This window comes from Streptomyces sp. NPDC020379 (assembly GCF_044387105.1).
GTDB lineage: Bacteria > Actinomycetota > Actinomycetes > Streptomycetales > Streptomycetaceae > Streptomyces.
Window position 1 is genome coordinate 146,164 of the sequence record NZ_JBIRVR010000003.1, and the last position, 14,736, is coordinate 160,899.

At 71.5% G+C, this 14,736-nt stretch carries 12 protein-coding genes, 1 tRNA gene and 2 pseudogenes; 3 read left to right on the plus strand and 12 right to left on the minus strand.

The window, feature by feature from the left end; all coding sequences use genetic code 11:
- Positions 1-11: 11 nt before the first annotated feature.
- Together ACH427_RS05460 and ACH427_RS05465 are read right to left on the minus strand one after the other, a co-directional pair.
- Positions 12-1,018 (minus strand): annotated as a pseudogene (locus ACH427_RS05460) (IS481 family transposase); the annotation flags it as partial.
- Positions 1,019-1,023: 5 nt separating this feature from the next.
- Positions 1,024-1,839: an NAD(P)H-binding protein gene (locus ACH427_RS05465; RefSeq protein WP_398868083.1), complete on the minus strand. Its 816-nt coding sequence runs from the start codon at positions 1,837-1,839 to the stop codon at positions 1,024-1,026.
- 87 nt (positions 1,840-1,926) lie between these two features.
- Between ACH427_RS05465 and ACH427_RS05470 the strand changes: the two genes are divergently transcribed.
- A complete protein-coding gene (locus ACH427_RS05470; protein ID WP_398868084.1) occupies positions 1,927-2,349 on the plus strand; it encodes a winged helix-turn-helix transcriptional regulator in 423 nt (140 codons plus the stop codon).
- A 44-nt stretch (positions 2,350-2,393) separates the two neighbouring features.
- On the opposite strand, the pseudogene ACH427_RS05475 reads toward ACH427_RS05470, so the two are convergent.
- Together ACH427_RS05475 and guaA are read right to left on the minus strand one after the other, a co-directional pair.
- Positions 2,394-2,985 (minus strand): annotated as a pseudogene (locus ACH427_RS05475) (Uma2 family endonuclease).
- A 112-nt stretch (positions 2,986-3,097) separates the two neighbouring features.
- A complete protein-coding gene (gene guaA, locus ACH427_RS05480) occupies positions 3,098-4,696 on the minus strand; it encodes a glutamine-hydrolyzing GMP synthase (RefSeq protein ID WP_398868085.1) in 1,599 nt (532 codons plus the stop codon).
- Between the two features lie 315 nt (positions 4,697-5,011).
- Between guaA and ACH427_RS05485 the strand changes: the two genes are divergently transcribed.
- Positions 5,012-5,299 (plus strand): chorismate mutase, encoded by a 288-nt coding sequence (locus ACH427_RS05485; protein WP_398868086.1) that lies wholly within the window; start codon positions 5,012-5,014, stop codon positions 5,297-5,299.
- A gap of 620 nt (positions 5,300-5,919) precedes the next feature.
- Here ACH427_RS05485 and ACH427_RS05490 read toward each other — a convergent pair.
- From ACH427_RS05490 to ACH427_RS05500, 3 genes are all read right to left on the minus strand, one after another.
- On the minus strand, positions 5,920-7,683 hold the full coding sequence (locus tag ACH427_RS05490) for a GMC family oxidoreductase N-terminal domain-containing protein (RefSeq protein ID WP_398868283.1): 1,764 nt from the start codon (positions 7,681-7,683) through the stop codon (positions 5,920-5,922).
- 144 nt (positions 7,684-7,827) lie between these two features.
- Positions 7,828-9,471 carry a succinic semialdehyde dehydrogenase gene (locus ACH427_RS05495; RefSeq protein WP_398868087.1) on the minus strand — a complete coding sequence of 548 codons (1,644 nt, stop codon included), beginning with the start codon at positions 9,469-9,471 and terminating at the stop codon, positions 7,828-7,830.
- A 165-nt stretch (positions 9,472-9,636) separates the two neighbouring features.
- Positions 9,637-11,301, minus strand: coding sequence for a serine/threonine-protein kinase (locus ACH427_RS05500; protein WP_398868088.1), 1,665 nt, complete (start codon positions 11,299-11,301; stop codon positions 9,637-9,639).
- Positions 11,302-11,526: 225 nt separating this feature from the next.
- Between ACH427_RS05500 and ACH427_RS05505 the strand changes: the two genes are divergently transcribed.
- Positions 11,527-11,599: transfer RNA gene (locus ACH427_RS05505), tRNA-Arg, on the plus strand.
- Between the two features lie 80 nt (positions 11,600-11,679).
- Here the strand turns inward: ACH427_RS05505 and ACH427_RS05510 are convergent.
- The 5 genes from ACH427_RS05510 to ACH427_RS05530 form a co-directional block, all read right to left on the minus strand.
- Positions 11,680-12,318 carry a TetR family transcriptional regulator gene (locus ACH427_RS05510; RefSeq protein WP_398868284.1) on the minus strand — a complete coding sequence of 213 codons (639 nt, stop codon included), beginning with the start codon at positions 12,316-12,318 and terminating at the stop codon, positions 11,680-11,682.
- Positions 12,319-12,396: 78 nt separating this feature from the next.
- The gene (locus ACH427_RS05515; protein ID WP_398868089.1) at positions 12,397-12,942 is read right to left on the minus strand and encodes a thiol-disulfide oxidoreductase DCC family protein; all 546 of its coding nucleotides are present in this window, start codon (positions 12,940-12,942) and stop codon (positions 12,397-12,399) included.
- 5 nt (positions 12,943-12,947) lie between these two features.
- On the minus strand, positions 12,948-13,376 hold the full coding sequence (locus tag ACH427_RS05520) for a hypothetical protein (protein ID WP_398868090.1): 429 nt from the start codon (positions 13,374-13,376) through the stop codon (positions 12,948-12,950).
- A gap of 70 nt (positions 13,377-13,446) precedes the next feature.
- Positions 13,447-13,947, minus strand: coding sequence for a GNAT family N-acetyltransferase (locus ACH427_RS05525; protein WP_398868091.1), 501 nt, complete (start codon positions 13,945-13,947; stop codon positions 13,447-13,449).
- Between the two features lie 73 nt (positions 13,948-14,020).
- Positions 14,021-14,716 carry a TetR/AcrR family transcriptional regulator gene (locus ACH427_RS05530; RefSeq protein ID WP_398868092.1) on the minus strand — a complete coding sequence of 232 codons (696 nt, stop codon included), beginning with the start codon at positions 14,714-14,716 and terminating at the stop codon, positions 14,021-14,023.
- Positions 14,717-14,736 lie beyond the last annotated feature (20 nt).

Consider the following 14,736-nt stretch of genomic DNA (forward strand, 5'->3'; position numbering starts at 1 on the left):
GGACGCCGCCAGGTGGACGAGGCCACGACGTTGGTGACGCCGTCACGCAGTCGGGCAGCTGGTGGTTGCCCTCCCGCGCCGCTGTGGGGCCGGTGGTAGGTGTAGTGGATGTTCCACATGTTGAGCGCCTGGCTTCGTTGGCCTTCGGATTGCCAGGTCCTGGCATAGAGGAACTCCTCGGCAAGGATCCGGTTGTATCGCTCTACCTTGCCGTTGTGGCGGGGCGTGTATGGAGCGATCCGCTGGTGCCGTGACCCGAGGAGAGCCCGAGCGAAGGCGTCGGCTCGGTAGCAGGAGCCGTTGTCGGTGACGATCCGCTCGATGCGGGTAATGCCGTGTGCCGCAAACCAGGCTCGCGCTCTGTGCAGGAACGCGATGGCGGTGCCGGCCTTCTCACCGCTCAGCGATTCGGTGCAGGCGAGTCGGCTGTACCCATCGACGGCCGAGTGCAGGCAGGCATATCCGGCGCGCCGGCCATTCCGCTTCCGACGCTCGGCAGCCTTGGCCTGATCGCTCCCTCGGCCATGGGCTCGCCAACCGCCGCCGTCGGGGATCCGCCCGACCTTCTTCACGTCGATGTGGACCATGTGTCCGGGCCGGCGGGCTGTGATCCGCCGTGGCTCGCGGTTGGATTCTCCGTTCGGGTCGAGGAACCGGCGATGGTTCAATCCGAGTGTGCGCAGGTGCCGTGAGACGGTACGGCGGCTGATCGTCCAGCCGTCTTCTTGCAGCTCAAAGGCGATTCGGGAGGCGGACCACTTGTTCCTGCGCCGCAGGTCCTCGATCTGCGCGACGACGTCTGCGCTGGTCGCGGTCGGCTGGCGGGACGGAGTCGAGGACCGGTCGGGCAGTCCGAGGTCCCCGTGTTGCCGACAGCGGTTAGGTAACCCACTTCGAGGCGCACGCCCGAGAGATACCCATCTCGGCGGGCGGCGACGTGCGCGATCGGTCGGGTGCGGCAGCGTTCGATCAGGCGACGGCGGCCTTCGATGGACAGCGGCGCATTGCGGTGAACCATCCGTGTCAGCTGGCGTCGGGGCGCATCGCGGCCGCGGCGTCCGTGGCGACGGTGAGCGGGTCGGTGAGCGGTCGGCCGAGTAGTTGGGCGAGGTCGGGGCTGGTGGTGCTGAGGAACCCGTGGCGGACGCTGGTCGCGATCGAGGCGAGCATCGCCGGCTGGAACGGCAGTAGCGCCTCGTCGGCGAGGAGTTGGGCCCGGTACTCCCCGAGCCCGATGGTCCGGTGCGCGACCCCGAGGGATTCGGCGATGCCGGCGGCGCTGATCGGTTCGCCGACCAGGTCGTAGGTCTTGCCGGCGTGCGGAGTCGGATTGCTGGCCACGACGGCTGCGGCCGCGGCCAGGTCCGCCCGCGCCACAGCGGCGAGCGCGCCGTCGGCGAACGCTGATTCCACGCCGTCAGCAGTCCAGGTCAGGAGCGCCCCGAAGAGTTCGGCGTACAGCCCGTTGCGCAGGACCGTCCACCCAAGTCCACTGACCTTGATCAGCTGCTCGGTGGCCCGATGGGCGAGCGCGAAGCCGAGGTGGTTACCGTCGCCGGTGAGGCTGGTGTAGACCACGTGGCTCACGCCATCGCGCACCGCAGCGTCCAGAGCTGCCTGGTGCCGGGCGATGACCTGGTCGTCCTCGGCGTACCCCGCCGAGACGAGGACCAGCGTAGAAACGCCGGTGAGGTCGAGGCTCGTGGGGTCGTCGAAGTCGAGTCGCCGCTGCCCTTCCGCGGGCGATCGAGTGCCGCCCAGGGCGGGCACGTGGCGCTCCGCCAACTCCCGGAGCGTGAGAGAGGCGAGCTGTCCGTTCGCGCCGGTCACCATGATCATTGCGGTTCTGTCTCCTACCGTGGTTCTCTTCAGTAACTACGGTGAGATCTTCAACCGGCCCAGGTCGACCCACAAGGAGGCAGTTCAGTGTCAGTGACGCACACCGAGGTAACCGCCGGACCCGCTGAACTCGAACCCTGCGGACAGCAGGACCACCCCGACTGCGGGATCCGCGACGTCCTCGACCGGGTCGGTGACAAGTGGTCGGTCCTCGTCATCGTCGAGCTCGCCAGCGGCCCGCAGCGCTTCCGGCAACTTCAGCGCGCCATTCACGGGATCTCTCAGCGCATGCTGACCCTTACGGTGCGCCGGCTGGAGCGAGACGGTCTGGTCCTTCGGACCGTGTATCCGACCGTGCCGGCCCAGGTCGACTACAGGCTCACCGAGACGGGCGCGAGCCTGACCCACCTCGTCAAGGCACTCGCCGACTGGTCACTCGAACACCGGGCCCACATCGCTCGCTCCCGCGAGTCCTACGACAGCGAGCACCCCGACAACGAGATCCGCTGATCAGCGAAACGTCATCAACCTCCTGACCCGCAACAGCCAGGCGATCACAGCTGGTCGATCTCCGTGAGGCCGATGTCGATGTCGAAGGGGACGGAGAGCTTGAGTGTGTCGCGGTACGTACCGGTCGGGGTGTAGCCGCGCGACTCCTTGTCGAGCTCAAAGACATGAACGACGGGCTGACAGTCCGCACCGACCATCTCGACGCGCCAGAAGTACGGGATGCCCGCAGCGGCGTACTTGTGCGGCTTGGTGTCACGATCCCGGGCTTCCGAGTCCGGGGAGACCACCTCGACCGCGAGCAGCACATCCCTGACCTGGAAGTACGTCTGCTCTCTACTCCGCACCGCCCCGGCACGGATGACGGAGATGTCCGGCTCCGGGCCGTTCCGCCTAGCGGCACCGCCATCTCCCGGACAGCCCGCGGCTCGGGTGGCGCAGTACGCCGGAGTCCGTTCAGCAGCAGGTCGATCAGATGCTAGGGAAATATCGCTGCGGACCCACGAGAACCAGGCTCCCGTCGATCAGCTCCGTGTGCGGCGGGAGGTCGGGCAGCGTCAGCAGGTCGTCCACGGTGTAACCGGCCTGCGGCGGCACCGGCCGGGGGGACGCGATCTCAGCGGTCATAAGTCCTCCCATGGACGGGATTCCGGGCCGTACAGTCAGCGTACCCATCCCACATGACAGTGCCGCCACCCAAACGAATGAGCGACGGCACTGGCGTTTGACCCCGGCGGGCCTCAGGGGAGGACTACTCCCACTCGATGGTGCCCGGCGGCTTGCTGGTGATGTCGAGGACGACGCGGTTCACGTCGTCGACCTCGTTGGTGATGCGGGTCGAGATCTTCGACAGGACGTCGTACGGCAGGCGCGACCAGTCGGCCGTCATGGCGTCCTCGGAGGAGACCGGGCGCAGCACGATCGGGTGGCCGTAGGTGCGGCCGTCGCCCTGGACGCCGACGCTGCGGACGTCCGCGAGCAGGACGACCGGGCACTGCCAGATCTCGCGGTCGAGACCGGCGAGGGTCAGCTCCTCGCGGGCGATGGCATCGGCCTCGCGCAGCAGGTCCAGGCGCTCCTTGGTGACCTCGCCGACGATGCGGATGCCGAGGCCCGGGCCCGGGAAGGGCTGGCGCTGGACGATCTCGTCCGGCAGGCCCAGCTCCGAGCCGACCATGCGGACCTCGTCCTTGAAGAGCTGGCGGAGCGGCTCGACGAGCTCGAACTCCAGGTCCTCGGGGAGGCCGCCCACGTTGTGGTGGGACTTGATGTTGGCGGTGCCGGTGCCGCCACCGGACTCGACCACGTCGGGGTAGAGCGTGCCCTGGACGAGGAACGCGACGTCCTCGCCCTCGGCGCCCGCCTCGGCCACGATCTCGGCCTGGGCCTGCTCGAAGACGCGGATGAACTCCCGGCCGATGATCTTGCGCTTGGCCTCCGGCTCGGAGACGCCGGCGAGGGCGGTCAGGAAGCGCTCCTGGGCGTCGACGACCTTCAGCTGGACGCCCGTCGCGGCGACGAAGTCCTTCTCGACCTGCTCGGTCTCACCCTTGCGCATCAGGCCGTGGTCGACGTAGACGCAGGTGAGCTGGTCGCCGATGGCCTTCTGGACCAGGGCGGCGGCGACGGCGGAGTCCACGCCGCCGGAGAGACCACAGATCGCGCGCTTGGTGCCGACCTGGGCGCGGATCGCGGCGACCTGCTCCTCGATGACATTGCCGGTGGTCCAGCTGGGCTCGATGCCGGCGCCGCGGTAGAGGAAGTGCTCCAGCACCTGCTGGCCGTGCGTGGAGTGCATGACCTCGGGGTGGTACTGGACGCCGTAGAGCTTCTTCTCGTCGTTCTCGAAGGCGGCGACGGGCACGACGTCCGTGGACGCGGTGACGGTGAAGCCCTCGGGGGCGGCCGAGCAGGCGTCGCCGTGCGACATCCACACCGACTGCTCGGCGGGGGTGCCCTCGAAGAGCGTCGAGCCGGGGCGGGAGACGGTCAGCGCCGTACGGCCGTACTCGCGCGCGCCGGTGTTGTCGACGGTGCCGCCGAGGGTGGTGGCCATCAGCTGGAAGCCGTAGCACATGCCGAAGACCGGGACGCCGGCCTCGAAGAGGGAGCGGTCGACGGTCGGCGCGCCCTCCTCGTAGACGGACGACGGGCCGCCGGAGAGGATGATCGCCTTGGGGTTCCTGGCGAGCATCTCGGCCACCGGCATGGTGGACGGGACGATCTCGCTGTAGACCCGCGCCTCACGGACTCGACGGGCGATGAGCTGGGCGTACTGCGCACCGAAGTCGACAACGAGCACCGGTTCCGCGGTGTTGTCGTGGGCGGCGGCGGGGGGTGCTGCTGACACGGGAGCGGCCTTCCGGCGGTCGGTGAGGGGGTCTCTATTTGTCGATTCTACCGGGGCGTGGGGGCTTGCTTTTGTCTCACCATCCGAATCCGCGTTGTCCCCGGGGCCTCGCCCGGGCCATACTGTCCGCCATGCGCAAGCACCTGACCTACGTCTTTACCTATGGCAACCGGCCCGTCCGGCTGCCATGGTCGTGCTGCTTGAGCCACTGACAAGCGACTTCGACAGGCGCCCCGGGCCGACAAGGCCCGGGGCGCCTGTCGTTTTCCCGGGCCTTGCCGCTCCGGGGGGCCGCGCCCCTTTGGAGGAACACACATGAGCACTCGGACCGTCGCGGAGACCGGCGCCCGCACCGACGAGGCCGCGGGCGTCATCACCGACGAGCGCAAGCGGATCGACGATCTCGACGGCCGGATCATCGGTCTCGTGCAGGAACGGATGGCCGTCTCGGCGGTGATCCAGCGCGAACGCATCGCCTCCGGCGGGCGGCGCGTGAACCTGGCGCGCGAGATGGAGATCCTCGGCCACTACAGCGGCCGGCTGGGCAAGCCGGGCACGGCTCTCGCCATGACGCTGCTGGAGCTCTGCAGGGGGCGCGTCTGAGCCGGTGGTCCGCTCCCGCACCACCCCCTCGTCACCCGAAAGGCGCGTGACCGCCCTCCGCACCCTTCGTTGGACCCGGTGCCGCGCCGGCCAGGAGCGGCCCACCGAAATGCACGCGTGGCTTCCGCCCCTGCTCGCCCGGTCGCCCGGCGCGACAGGGCGGATCCGCCGGAGCGCGAGACGTGCGCGTACGCACGTCGTGGGACCGCGTTCCGGTGGCGAGGCGACCGGTCAGCAGGGGACAGCAGCCCGGCCGCCACCCGAAGGACGGTCGGTTCCGGGGACGCCTGGAACCGACCGTATCCGGTCGAAACGGTTGCGCTCGGAGCGGCGCATCCCGCACGATGCCAAGAGAGCGCCGAAGCCCCGGCTCCGTACCGCCATTGGTTGAACCACTGTCCTCGGCGAGGCGCCCGCACGAATCGCGCGGCGAGCGCGAACGCACCACCCAGATGCCAGCGGCGCTCCCCCCGGCGCCGCTCCGCGGCACCGGCCCTGCCCGACCCCCGGTGCCGGCAGTCAAGGGCCCCGGACCGCCCGCACGCCCCCGCGGAAGCGGCCCGGGGCCCTTCGCCGTGCGCGGTGATCCCGGTCAGCGGTCAGCGGTCAGCGGTCAGCGGTCAGCGGTCAGCGGTCAATCTGACCGTCGCCCGGAGGCGCCGCGGCCAGGGCAACAGCAGCTCCGCGAACGCGCCCTTCGGGACCGCCGGGTGGTGCGGTGCCACCGCCGGTACGCGCTCGTATGTGCCGCCCTGCGGCGGGCGCGCGTCCCGCTCGCCCTTGTTGGGCCAGAAGGACATCGCGCGTTCCGCCTGCGCCGTGATCGTCAGTGACGGGTTGACGCCGAGGTTCGCCGAGACCGCGGCGCCGTCGACGACCGAGATCCCCGGGTGGCCGTACAGCCGGTGGTACGGGTCGATGACGCCCTGCGTGGCGTCCGCGCCGATCGGGCAGCCGCCCAGGAAGTGCGCGGTGAGCGGGGTGCCCATCAGCTCACCGACGTTGCTGCCCGCGAAGCCGTTGATCTCCCGCGCGATCAGCGTCGCCGCCTCGGCCGCCTCGGGGATCTGCTTCGGGTTGGGCGTGCCGTGCCCCTGCCGCGCGGTGAGCAGTCCCCTGCCGATGCCCTTCTCCTTCCGGTACGTCGTCAGGGAGTTGTCGAGCGACTGCATGACGAGCCCGATGATCGTGCGCTCGGACCAGCGGTGGAGGGACAGCGAACGCAGCAGCTGCACCGGGTGCCGCGCGCAGTGTGCCGCGAACGCCACGGCGCGCGGGGCGCGCGTGCCCACCGGCACCTGGGGGATCGACAGCACACCCATCGCGTTGGAGCCCTTGCCGTAACGGACGGGCTCGATATGCGTGTTGGCGTTCGGATGGATCGACGACGTGATCGCGACGCCCCGGGTGAAGTCGGCCTCCGGCGCGCCATGGGCCGCGCGGTAGCGGCGGTCGTCGGTCTGCGCGCCGACCAGTGCCTCCGAGTTCGTCCGGGTCAGCCGTCCGAGCCCGTCGGGGATGCGGGGCAGCAGCCCCTTGTCCTTCATGGTGTGCAGCAGCGTCTGCGTGCCGTACGTGCCGGCCGCGATCACCACGTGCCGCGCGCGCAGCACCCGGGGGCGGGCCTTGCGCCGCTTGTCGGTGGGGACGGTGACGACGCGGTGGCCGCCCTCCCGGTGTTCCGTGACGGCGACGACCGTCGTCATCGGGTGAACAACGGCCCCGGCCCGTTCGGCGAGGTGGAGGTAGTTCTCGTTGAGGGTGTTCTTCGCGCCGCGACGGCAGCCGGTCATGCACTCACCGCACTCGACGCACGCCTTGCGCGCCGGTCCCGCGCCCCCGAAGTACGGGTCGGCGGCCTCCTCGCCGGGCCGCGCGCGGGACGCGCCGTCCGCGTCCTGCCCGTCCCCGAAGAAAACGCCCACCGGCGCGCGGTGGAAGGTCTCCCCCACGCCCATCTTCTCGGCCGCCGCCCGCAGATGGACGTCCGAGGGCGTCATGGTCGGGTTGAGCCGCACGCCGAGCATGCGCTGCGCCTGCGCGTAGTACGGCTTGAGCTCCTCCTGCCAGTCGGTGATGCCGGCCCACTGCGGGTCGTCGAAGAACGCCTTCGGCGGGACGTACAGCGTGTTGGCGTAGTTGAGGGACCCGCCGCCGACGCCGGCGCCCGCCAGGACCATCACATGGCCGAGCAGGTGGATGCGCTGGATGCCGTAGAGGCCGAGGGCGGGCGCCCACAGGTAGTTGCGTACGTCCCAGGAGCTCCTGGGCAGAGTGTCGCGGGTGAAGCGGCGGCCCGCCTCCAGCACGCCCACCCGGTAGCCCTTCTCGGTCAGGCGGAGGGCGGACACCGCTCCGCCGAAGCCCGAGCCGACGACGATCACGTCGTAGTCGTAAGGGTTTTCACCGCCGGGGTCTTGCCCGCCGGGGTCTTTCCCGCCGGGGTCTTTCCCGGCGCGGGCCTTCTCCTCGCGGTCCTTCTTGTCGTCGGCAGACGCGGGCACCTGTACCTCCGTAAGAGCGTCCGGTCAGCGCAGGCGCAGTGCCTTCAGCGCGCGCAGGCTGCGGGTCATGAACTCCGCGTACTTCTCGTCCGTCATCCCGAAGGACGGTGCGAGCGGCATGAGCCGCTGCTGGGCGACGGTCTGGGGTTCGGTGTACTTCAGGATGCCCTCGGAGCCGTGCCGGCGGCCGAGGCCGGAGTCGCCCATGCCTCCCATGGGTGACTGCGCGCTGCCGTAGGCCGCCGCGTACGCCTCGTTGACGTTGACGGTGCCCGCCCGCAGCCGGGCGGCGACCGCGCGGCCGCGCCGCCCGTCCTCGGTCCAGACGGACGCGTTCAGCCCGTACGGAGTGGCGTTGGCCGTCGCGACGGCCTCGTCCTCGTCACGGAAGCGGTAGACGGAGACCACCGGCCCGAACGTCTCCTCCGTGCAGACCGCCATCGGCGCCTCGACGCCTTCGAGGACGGTCGGTTCGTAGAAGAGCGGGCCGACGTCCGGCCGGGGGCGGCCGCCGGTGCGGACGGTGGCGCCCTTGGCCACGGCTTCCTCGACGTGCCGGGTGACGGTCTCCAGTTGCCTGGCGGAGACCAGCGACCCCATGTCGGCGCCGTAGGCGAGGCCCGTGCCGAGCCGCATCGCGCGCGTCCGGGCGACGAAGCGCTCGATGAAGGCCTCGGCGACCGACTCGTGGACGTACAGCCGCTCGATGGAGACGCACAGTTGCCCCGCGGACGAGAAGCAGCCGCGGACCGCGCCCGCCGCCGCCTTCTCGATGTCGGCGTCGCGCAGGACCAGCATGGCGTTCTTGCCGCCGAGTTCGAGCGAGCAGCCGACCAGCCGGGCGGCCGCTCCCCGCGCGACCTCGCGGCCGGTGGCGGTGGAGCCGGTGAAGGAGACGTAGTCGGCGTGCGCCACGACGGCGGGTCCGACCACCGGCCCCTCCCCCAGCACGATCTGCCAGACCGCCGGGGGCAGCCCCGCCTCGATCAGCAGCTCCCGGGCCCACAGGGCGGTCAGAGCGGTCTCGGTGTCGGGCTTGGTGACAAGGGCGTTGCCCGCGACGAGGGCGGGCAGCGCGTCGCCGGCGGACAGCTCGAAGGGGTAGTTCCACGGCGAGATCTGGCCCACGACACCACGCGGCAGGCGCAGTTCGGTGACCTTGGTGAGTGCCGGCACGACGCCGGTGTGCCTCTTGGGACGCAGATACGCGGGAGCCTTGCGCCCGTAATGGCGGGCGGAGACGGCCACCGCCTGCACCTCCTCGTGCGCGTGCAGCCGGGCTTTGCCGGTCTCCACCTGGATCAGGTCGAGCACCTCCGCCTGGCGGGCCAGCACGAGGTCGTGGAAGCGCAACAGGACGGCGGCGCGCTCCCGTACGGGCACGGCCGCCCACGCGCGCTGCGCCTCGCGTGCCCGCCCGAACGCTGCGGCCACGTCCTCCGGGCCGGACTCCGGCAGGTCGGCCAGCTTCCGCCCGGTGAAGGGCGTATGGCTGACGGTCGTCCCGGATCCGGTGAGCCCCCGGGTGAGCCGGGCGACGAGCGCGGGCGTGACGACGTCCGCGGCGGTACGGGCTCCGGGCGGGGCGACCGGGTTCCCGCCCTCCACCGGTGCCGCCGCTTCCGCTGCCGGTCCCTCTGCTGCTGCGCTGTGCCGCGAGTCGGTCATGGGGGCGAGCGTAGGCGGGCTCGCACACTTTGGGTACCCGGCAGTAACCACTTTCCGCCGGGCCGCCGCCCCGTGCCGCTTCCGTGACGGCCGCCGAGGAAATCCGGGGGACTGCCGGGGACGGCGTTGCCTGGCGGCCGTCGTGGCGAGGTTCTCCGACGGCCGTCAGGGAACCGACACGGGCCGGACGCGTACGAAGGTGTCGAGCGCCGTCTGCGCGTAGCGGCGGCCCTCAGCGGCCTGGCCGTCGGGGGAGGCCACCCACACGTCGTACCTCTTGTCGCCCTCGTCCCAGCAGACGTCGTACATGCGCCGGGCGCTCCCGTCGCCCGTGTCCTCGTCCCAGGTGAACTCCCAGAGGGCGGCGAAGTCATCCTTGTGCGTGACGGGGGTGACCGTGGCGTCGCGATAGCCCGGATAGCGGTCGGGGGCCGCCTCGGCGGCGGTGCGCAGCGCGCCCATCGGACCGTCCTCCTGCCGGTCCTGGATCGTGACGCCGATGACGAACTTCCCGCCGGGCGAGCGGTAGAGGACGCGCGGCGGCTCGAAGGAGCGGGTGAAGCCGTCCGGGACCGCCAGGGCGAAGCCCGCGGGGTCCTGGACCGCGTGATAGCCGTCCGGGGCGTCGACGGCGGCGGTGGCGGGCGGCACGGAGGGCGAGCGGGCTGAGGGCGAGTGCGACAGCGGGCCGCTCGCCACGTGGCTCGGCTTGTCGTCCACCCCTCCGGTGTCCGAGCCCGTCAGCAGAGCGGCGAGCCCGGCGCCCATCCCGGCCAGCGTCATCACGGCGACACCGGTCATCAGGGCGAGCCGGGCGCGGCCTTGCGGAGCGGGCCCGAAGGGCGGTGGCGGGGGCAGCGGCGAGGTGGCGGACCGCGGAGTGAGCGGGCCGGTGCCGTGGGCGCGCCTTCGCGCGCGCGGCCTGCCCCTGCGGCGGGGGCGCCGGAGCGCGCGGGGACCGGAGCGGCCCACCGCCTCGGGCATCCGGCCCGAGGCGAGGTAGGTCAGCAGCAGCCATTCCGCCTCGTCCGCGCCCATCCGGCGCCCGGGGTCGCGTTCCAGCAGCCCCCGGATGACCGGCAGCAGGGGTTCGGCCGCCGCGGGTGGCCGGATCTCGTCCTGGACGACGGCTTGCAGGATGCCGCCCAACGAGTCGCGGCGGAAGGGCGATTCACCGCTGAGCACCACACAGAGCAGCACGCCCAGGGACCACAGGTCGGACGCCGGTCCGGTGCTGCGCCCGGCGATGCGCTCCGGCGCGGTGTATTCGGGTGAGCCGACGAACGCGCCGGATTCGGTGATCGTCGTGGCTCCGGAGACGCGCGCGATGCCGAAGTCCGTCAGCACGACACGCCCCGTACCGGCCTCCAGCAGGACGTTCGGCGGCTTGATGTCACGGTGCAGGACACCCCGGGCGTGCGCGGCCCGCAGCGCGCCCAGCAGCGCGGCCCCGATGCGGGCCGCCTCCCGTGCCCCGGCGGGCCCGTCCGCCGCCAGGACCTCGGACAGCGCGCGCCCCTCGATCAGCTCCATCACGATCCAGGGGCGCCCCTCCTGGATCACTATGTCGTGGAGGGCGACCACATTCGGATGGTTGATCAGCGCGGCGGCGCGCGCCTCTCTGAGCGTGCGGTCGACGCTGGATGTCGGGAGAGTGGTGGCTCCGGAGAGCGAACGGTCGTCATCCATGTGCAGCTCTTTGACCGCGACTTCGCGGGCGAGCAGCTCATCGGTGGCACGCCAGACGGTGCCCATGCCACCGCGCCCGATCTTCTCCCTCAGGCGGTAGCGGCCGACGATCAGACCATCGTGCGCGGCGAAGGTCCCCATGAACACATCTTGCCCCTCCTCCCCCCACCTCACCGCGCCCGTACCGGCCGGTTGTGCGCGTACGGGGGACACGCTCCACAGGTGCGCCTCCGGAGCCTCTCCGCGGGCGTCCCCGGCCGACGGGACGCCCCGGCGGCCGGGCGGGAAGGATCACGGAAATGTTCGGGTAATATTGCTCCCGCAACGCCGACCCGGCAGCCCCCCGAGGGCCACCGGAGACGACGGGCACTCGTAGCTCAACGGATAGAGCACTTGACTACGGATCAAGAGGTTGCAGGTTCGAATCCTGCCGAGTGCACAGCCACCGCCCCGGACGATGATGTCGTCCGGGGCGGTTCCGCGTTTCCGGGCGGCGGCCGCCACCACGACTCCCGGACCTCACTTGCGCGCGGCCACCGACTGCGCCATTCCCGGCAGGAAATCCGTGAAGAGCTCGTGCACTTCGTGCACCAGGGGGCGCAGGACCCGGAAGCGGGCCAGGGTGACACCGCGGGTGGTCAGGCGGGCGCCGCGGTCGGCCAGGCGGCGGCTGCGCGCGCGGTCGGGCGAGCGGTCGAAGATCCAGTACAGGACGAGCCCCATCTGTGACAGCCACATCAGCTCGGGCAGCACATCGGCGAGCTCGGCCGGGACCTTCGCCTTGGAGCCCGCCAGCACCTCGCGGTGCACGGCGATGGCCGCCTCGCGCGCGTGCTCGGACTCGGACGAGAAGGGGCTGAGGGGGCTCTCCGGGTCGGCGGCGTTCTTGAAGAACTGCGCCGCGAACTCGTGGTACGGCGCGGCGATGTCCAGCCACACCTGGAGGACCCCGGCGAGCCGCGCCTCCAGGCCGGTCTCCCGGTCGAGCACCTCCCGGACGGCCACCTGGTGCTCGGCGGCGATCCGGTCGTAGAAGCCCTGGATCAGGTGCTCCTTGCCGGCGAAGTAGTAGTACGCGTTGCCGACGGAGACCCCGGCCTCCTTGGCGATGGCCCGCATCGTGGTCTTGTCGTAGCCCCGCTCCTGGAACAGCCGCATCGCGGTTTCCAGGATCAGAGCGCGGGTCTGCTCGCTCTTGGCCGGTCGGGGCTCGTTGTCTGCTGGCACGGTCAGAGCCTAATCGGGCGTGGCACAACCGCTGTCACAGGCCGCGGGGGCCGCGGGAACGGCGGTGGAGGCGGGAGCGACGTAAGCCCACCCGGCCGCCGGGGAGTACACCCAGCCGTCCCGCCCGTCGTGCGCGCCGCCGCCGGCCCGCCCGGTGCGCTGCCGCCACTGCGCCCCGCGGTACTTGGCGGCGGTCAGCACCGCGCCGCGCGCCAGGCGCATCCCGGAGGGCGTGCTGAGCCGGTGCGAGAGCGGACGGTACTCGGCGAGCGCCCACAGGCACACCACCCAGGCGGCGGGCCCTCGGTAGACCTGCCCGCCGTCCCCGACGACGGTGATCTCCTCGAAGGCCGCCGCGTGGTCGAGGTGCGGGAAGCGGCTCCGGGCCTCCGGGGAGCCGACCGGCACGAGGTCGAGCGGCACGAGCTGCCGCTGCCTCACGAGCCAGTCGCGCAGGAAGGAGCAGAGCGGGCACCGGTCGTCGTACAGCACGGTGAGCCGGCGGACCGGGGCGCGCTCGGCGCCCCGGTCGGCGGTGGTGGCGGGGGTGTTCAACGGACTCAGGCCCCGCCGGCCGGCGCGGCCCACGGTCCGGCCGGGCCGGTGTACGCCTGCGGCGGGACCGGCGGGACCTGCTCCCGGTCCATCATTCCGCGCCGGCGGAACTTGTTCAGCGCGTAGACATTGCCGAGGTGCATGACACCGAGCACGAGCAGCACGACGCCGAGCTTCCTCGACAGCGCCTCGAACACGCCGCGGGCGTCGGCGATCGTGCTGTCGTCCTGGAGGTACAGGGCGATGAAGCCCAGGTTCACCAGATAGAAGCCGACCACCAGCAGGTGGTTCACGGCGTCCGCGAGCTTCTCGTTCCCGTGCAGCACGTCGGCGAGGAAGACCCGGCCGTTCCGGCTGAGCGTGCGCGCGACCCAGACCGTGAGACCCAGGCTGATCACCAGGTAGATGACGTACGCGACAACAGTGAGGTCCACGTCCCCAACCCCTTCTTGAACGTGTTCAAAACTCTCTTGGCGGTGACTGTAGACCTGTTTTTGAACGCGTTCAAGTGAGGTGTCGGCGGTGTCCGCCGGACGGCATCCCCGGCCATACGTAGCGGATGTCCGGCTCCCCCTCCTCGTTCGCGCCGCCGTCCGTCCGGTCCGCCTCGGTGAAGCCGTGGCGTTCGTAGAAGCGGTGAGCCGGGGTGTTGACCTGGAACGTCCAGAGGTCGAGGCCGGTGGGGTGGCGCCGTTTCGCCAGGGCGACGAAGCGGTCACCGAGGCCCTGTCCGCGTCGGTCCGGCGCGAGGTAGAGCTGGTCGATGCGCCCCTCCCCGAGAACCATCACACCGACGAGGGGACCGTCCGGCGACTGCGCCACCCAGACCTCCCGGCCGGGGATCACCACCTCCCGGAAGTAATCGCGGACCTCGTCGTCGGAGTGCGCGCGCCGGACCGTGGGCAGCGCCGCGTCGTACGAACGGAGCCAGACCTCGGCGGCCTCCCGCGCGTCGAGCCCTCCGGCACGCCGAATGACCGCCTCATGGGCGGTGATGTCATCCATGCCGCGTACGGTCCCATCGCCACCGGGTCACCGCATGCGAATTACCCGCCCAGGGGCGGGAGAAGGCGGGACTCTACGCCGCGTCCAGCACATCCGATTCGGCGTACGCCCGGGCCAGCCGGCCGGCGGCACGGTCGAGCGTGTCGCGCACCGCCGCGCGGATGCGGGCGGGCGGCTCGCCCTCCGCGAGCTTCGCGTGCAGTACGTCGAACACCAGTTGCCGGACGGCGACCGCGAGGGCGGCGAAGATCTCCAGTTCCGCGCGGAGCCCCGGCACGGCGCGCACGCGGGGGCCCGCGCGCTCGACGAGCAGCTCCAGGAGGCGCTCCTGGCGGCGCCGCATGAAGTGCGTGTAGCTGCGGCCGAGGGCCGGACTGCCCAGCAGGACGCGGGAGAAGACGCGTCCCTGGGCGACGGCGTCCTCGTCACCGAGGATCAGTTCGCAGGCGTCCGCGAGCGAGCCGCGCAAGGCGTCGAGGAGCTCGGCGCCGCTCGCGCCTGAACGCACCGCTTCCCACAACTGCGCGTCGAACTCCTCGCGGCGGCCGAAGAAGATGTCCTCCTTCGAGGCGAAGTGCGTGAAGACGGTGGCCGGCGCCACGTCCGCCTCGGCCGCGATCCGGGTGAGGGTGACGGCGTCGAACCCCTCCCCGGCGAAGAGCCGGAAGGCCGCGTCGGAGATCACGCGGCGGGTGCGCTCGCGCTTGCGGCCGCGCAGCCCGGCCACGGGCACAGAAGCGGTCGGCGCGGCGTCGGCGGGCGGGGTCATGAGCCCAGGATACGTCCCCG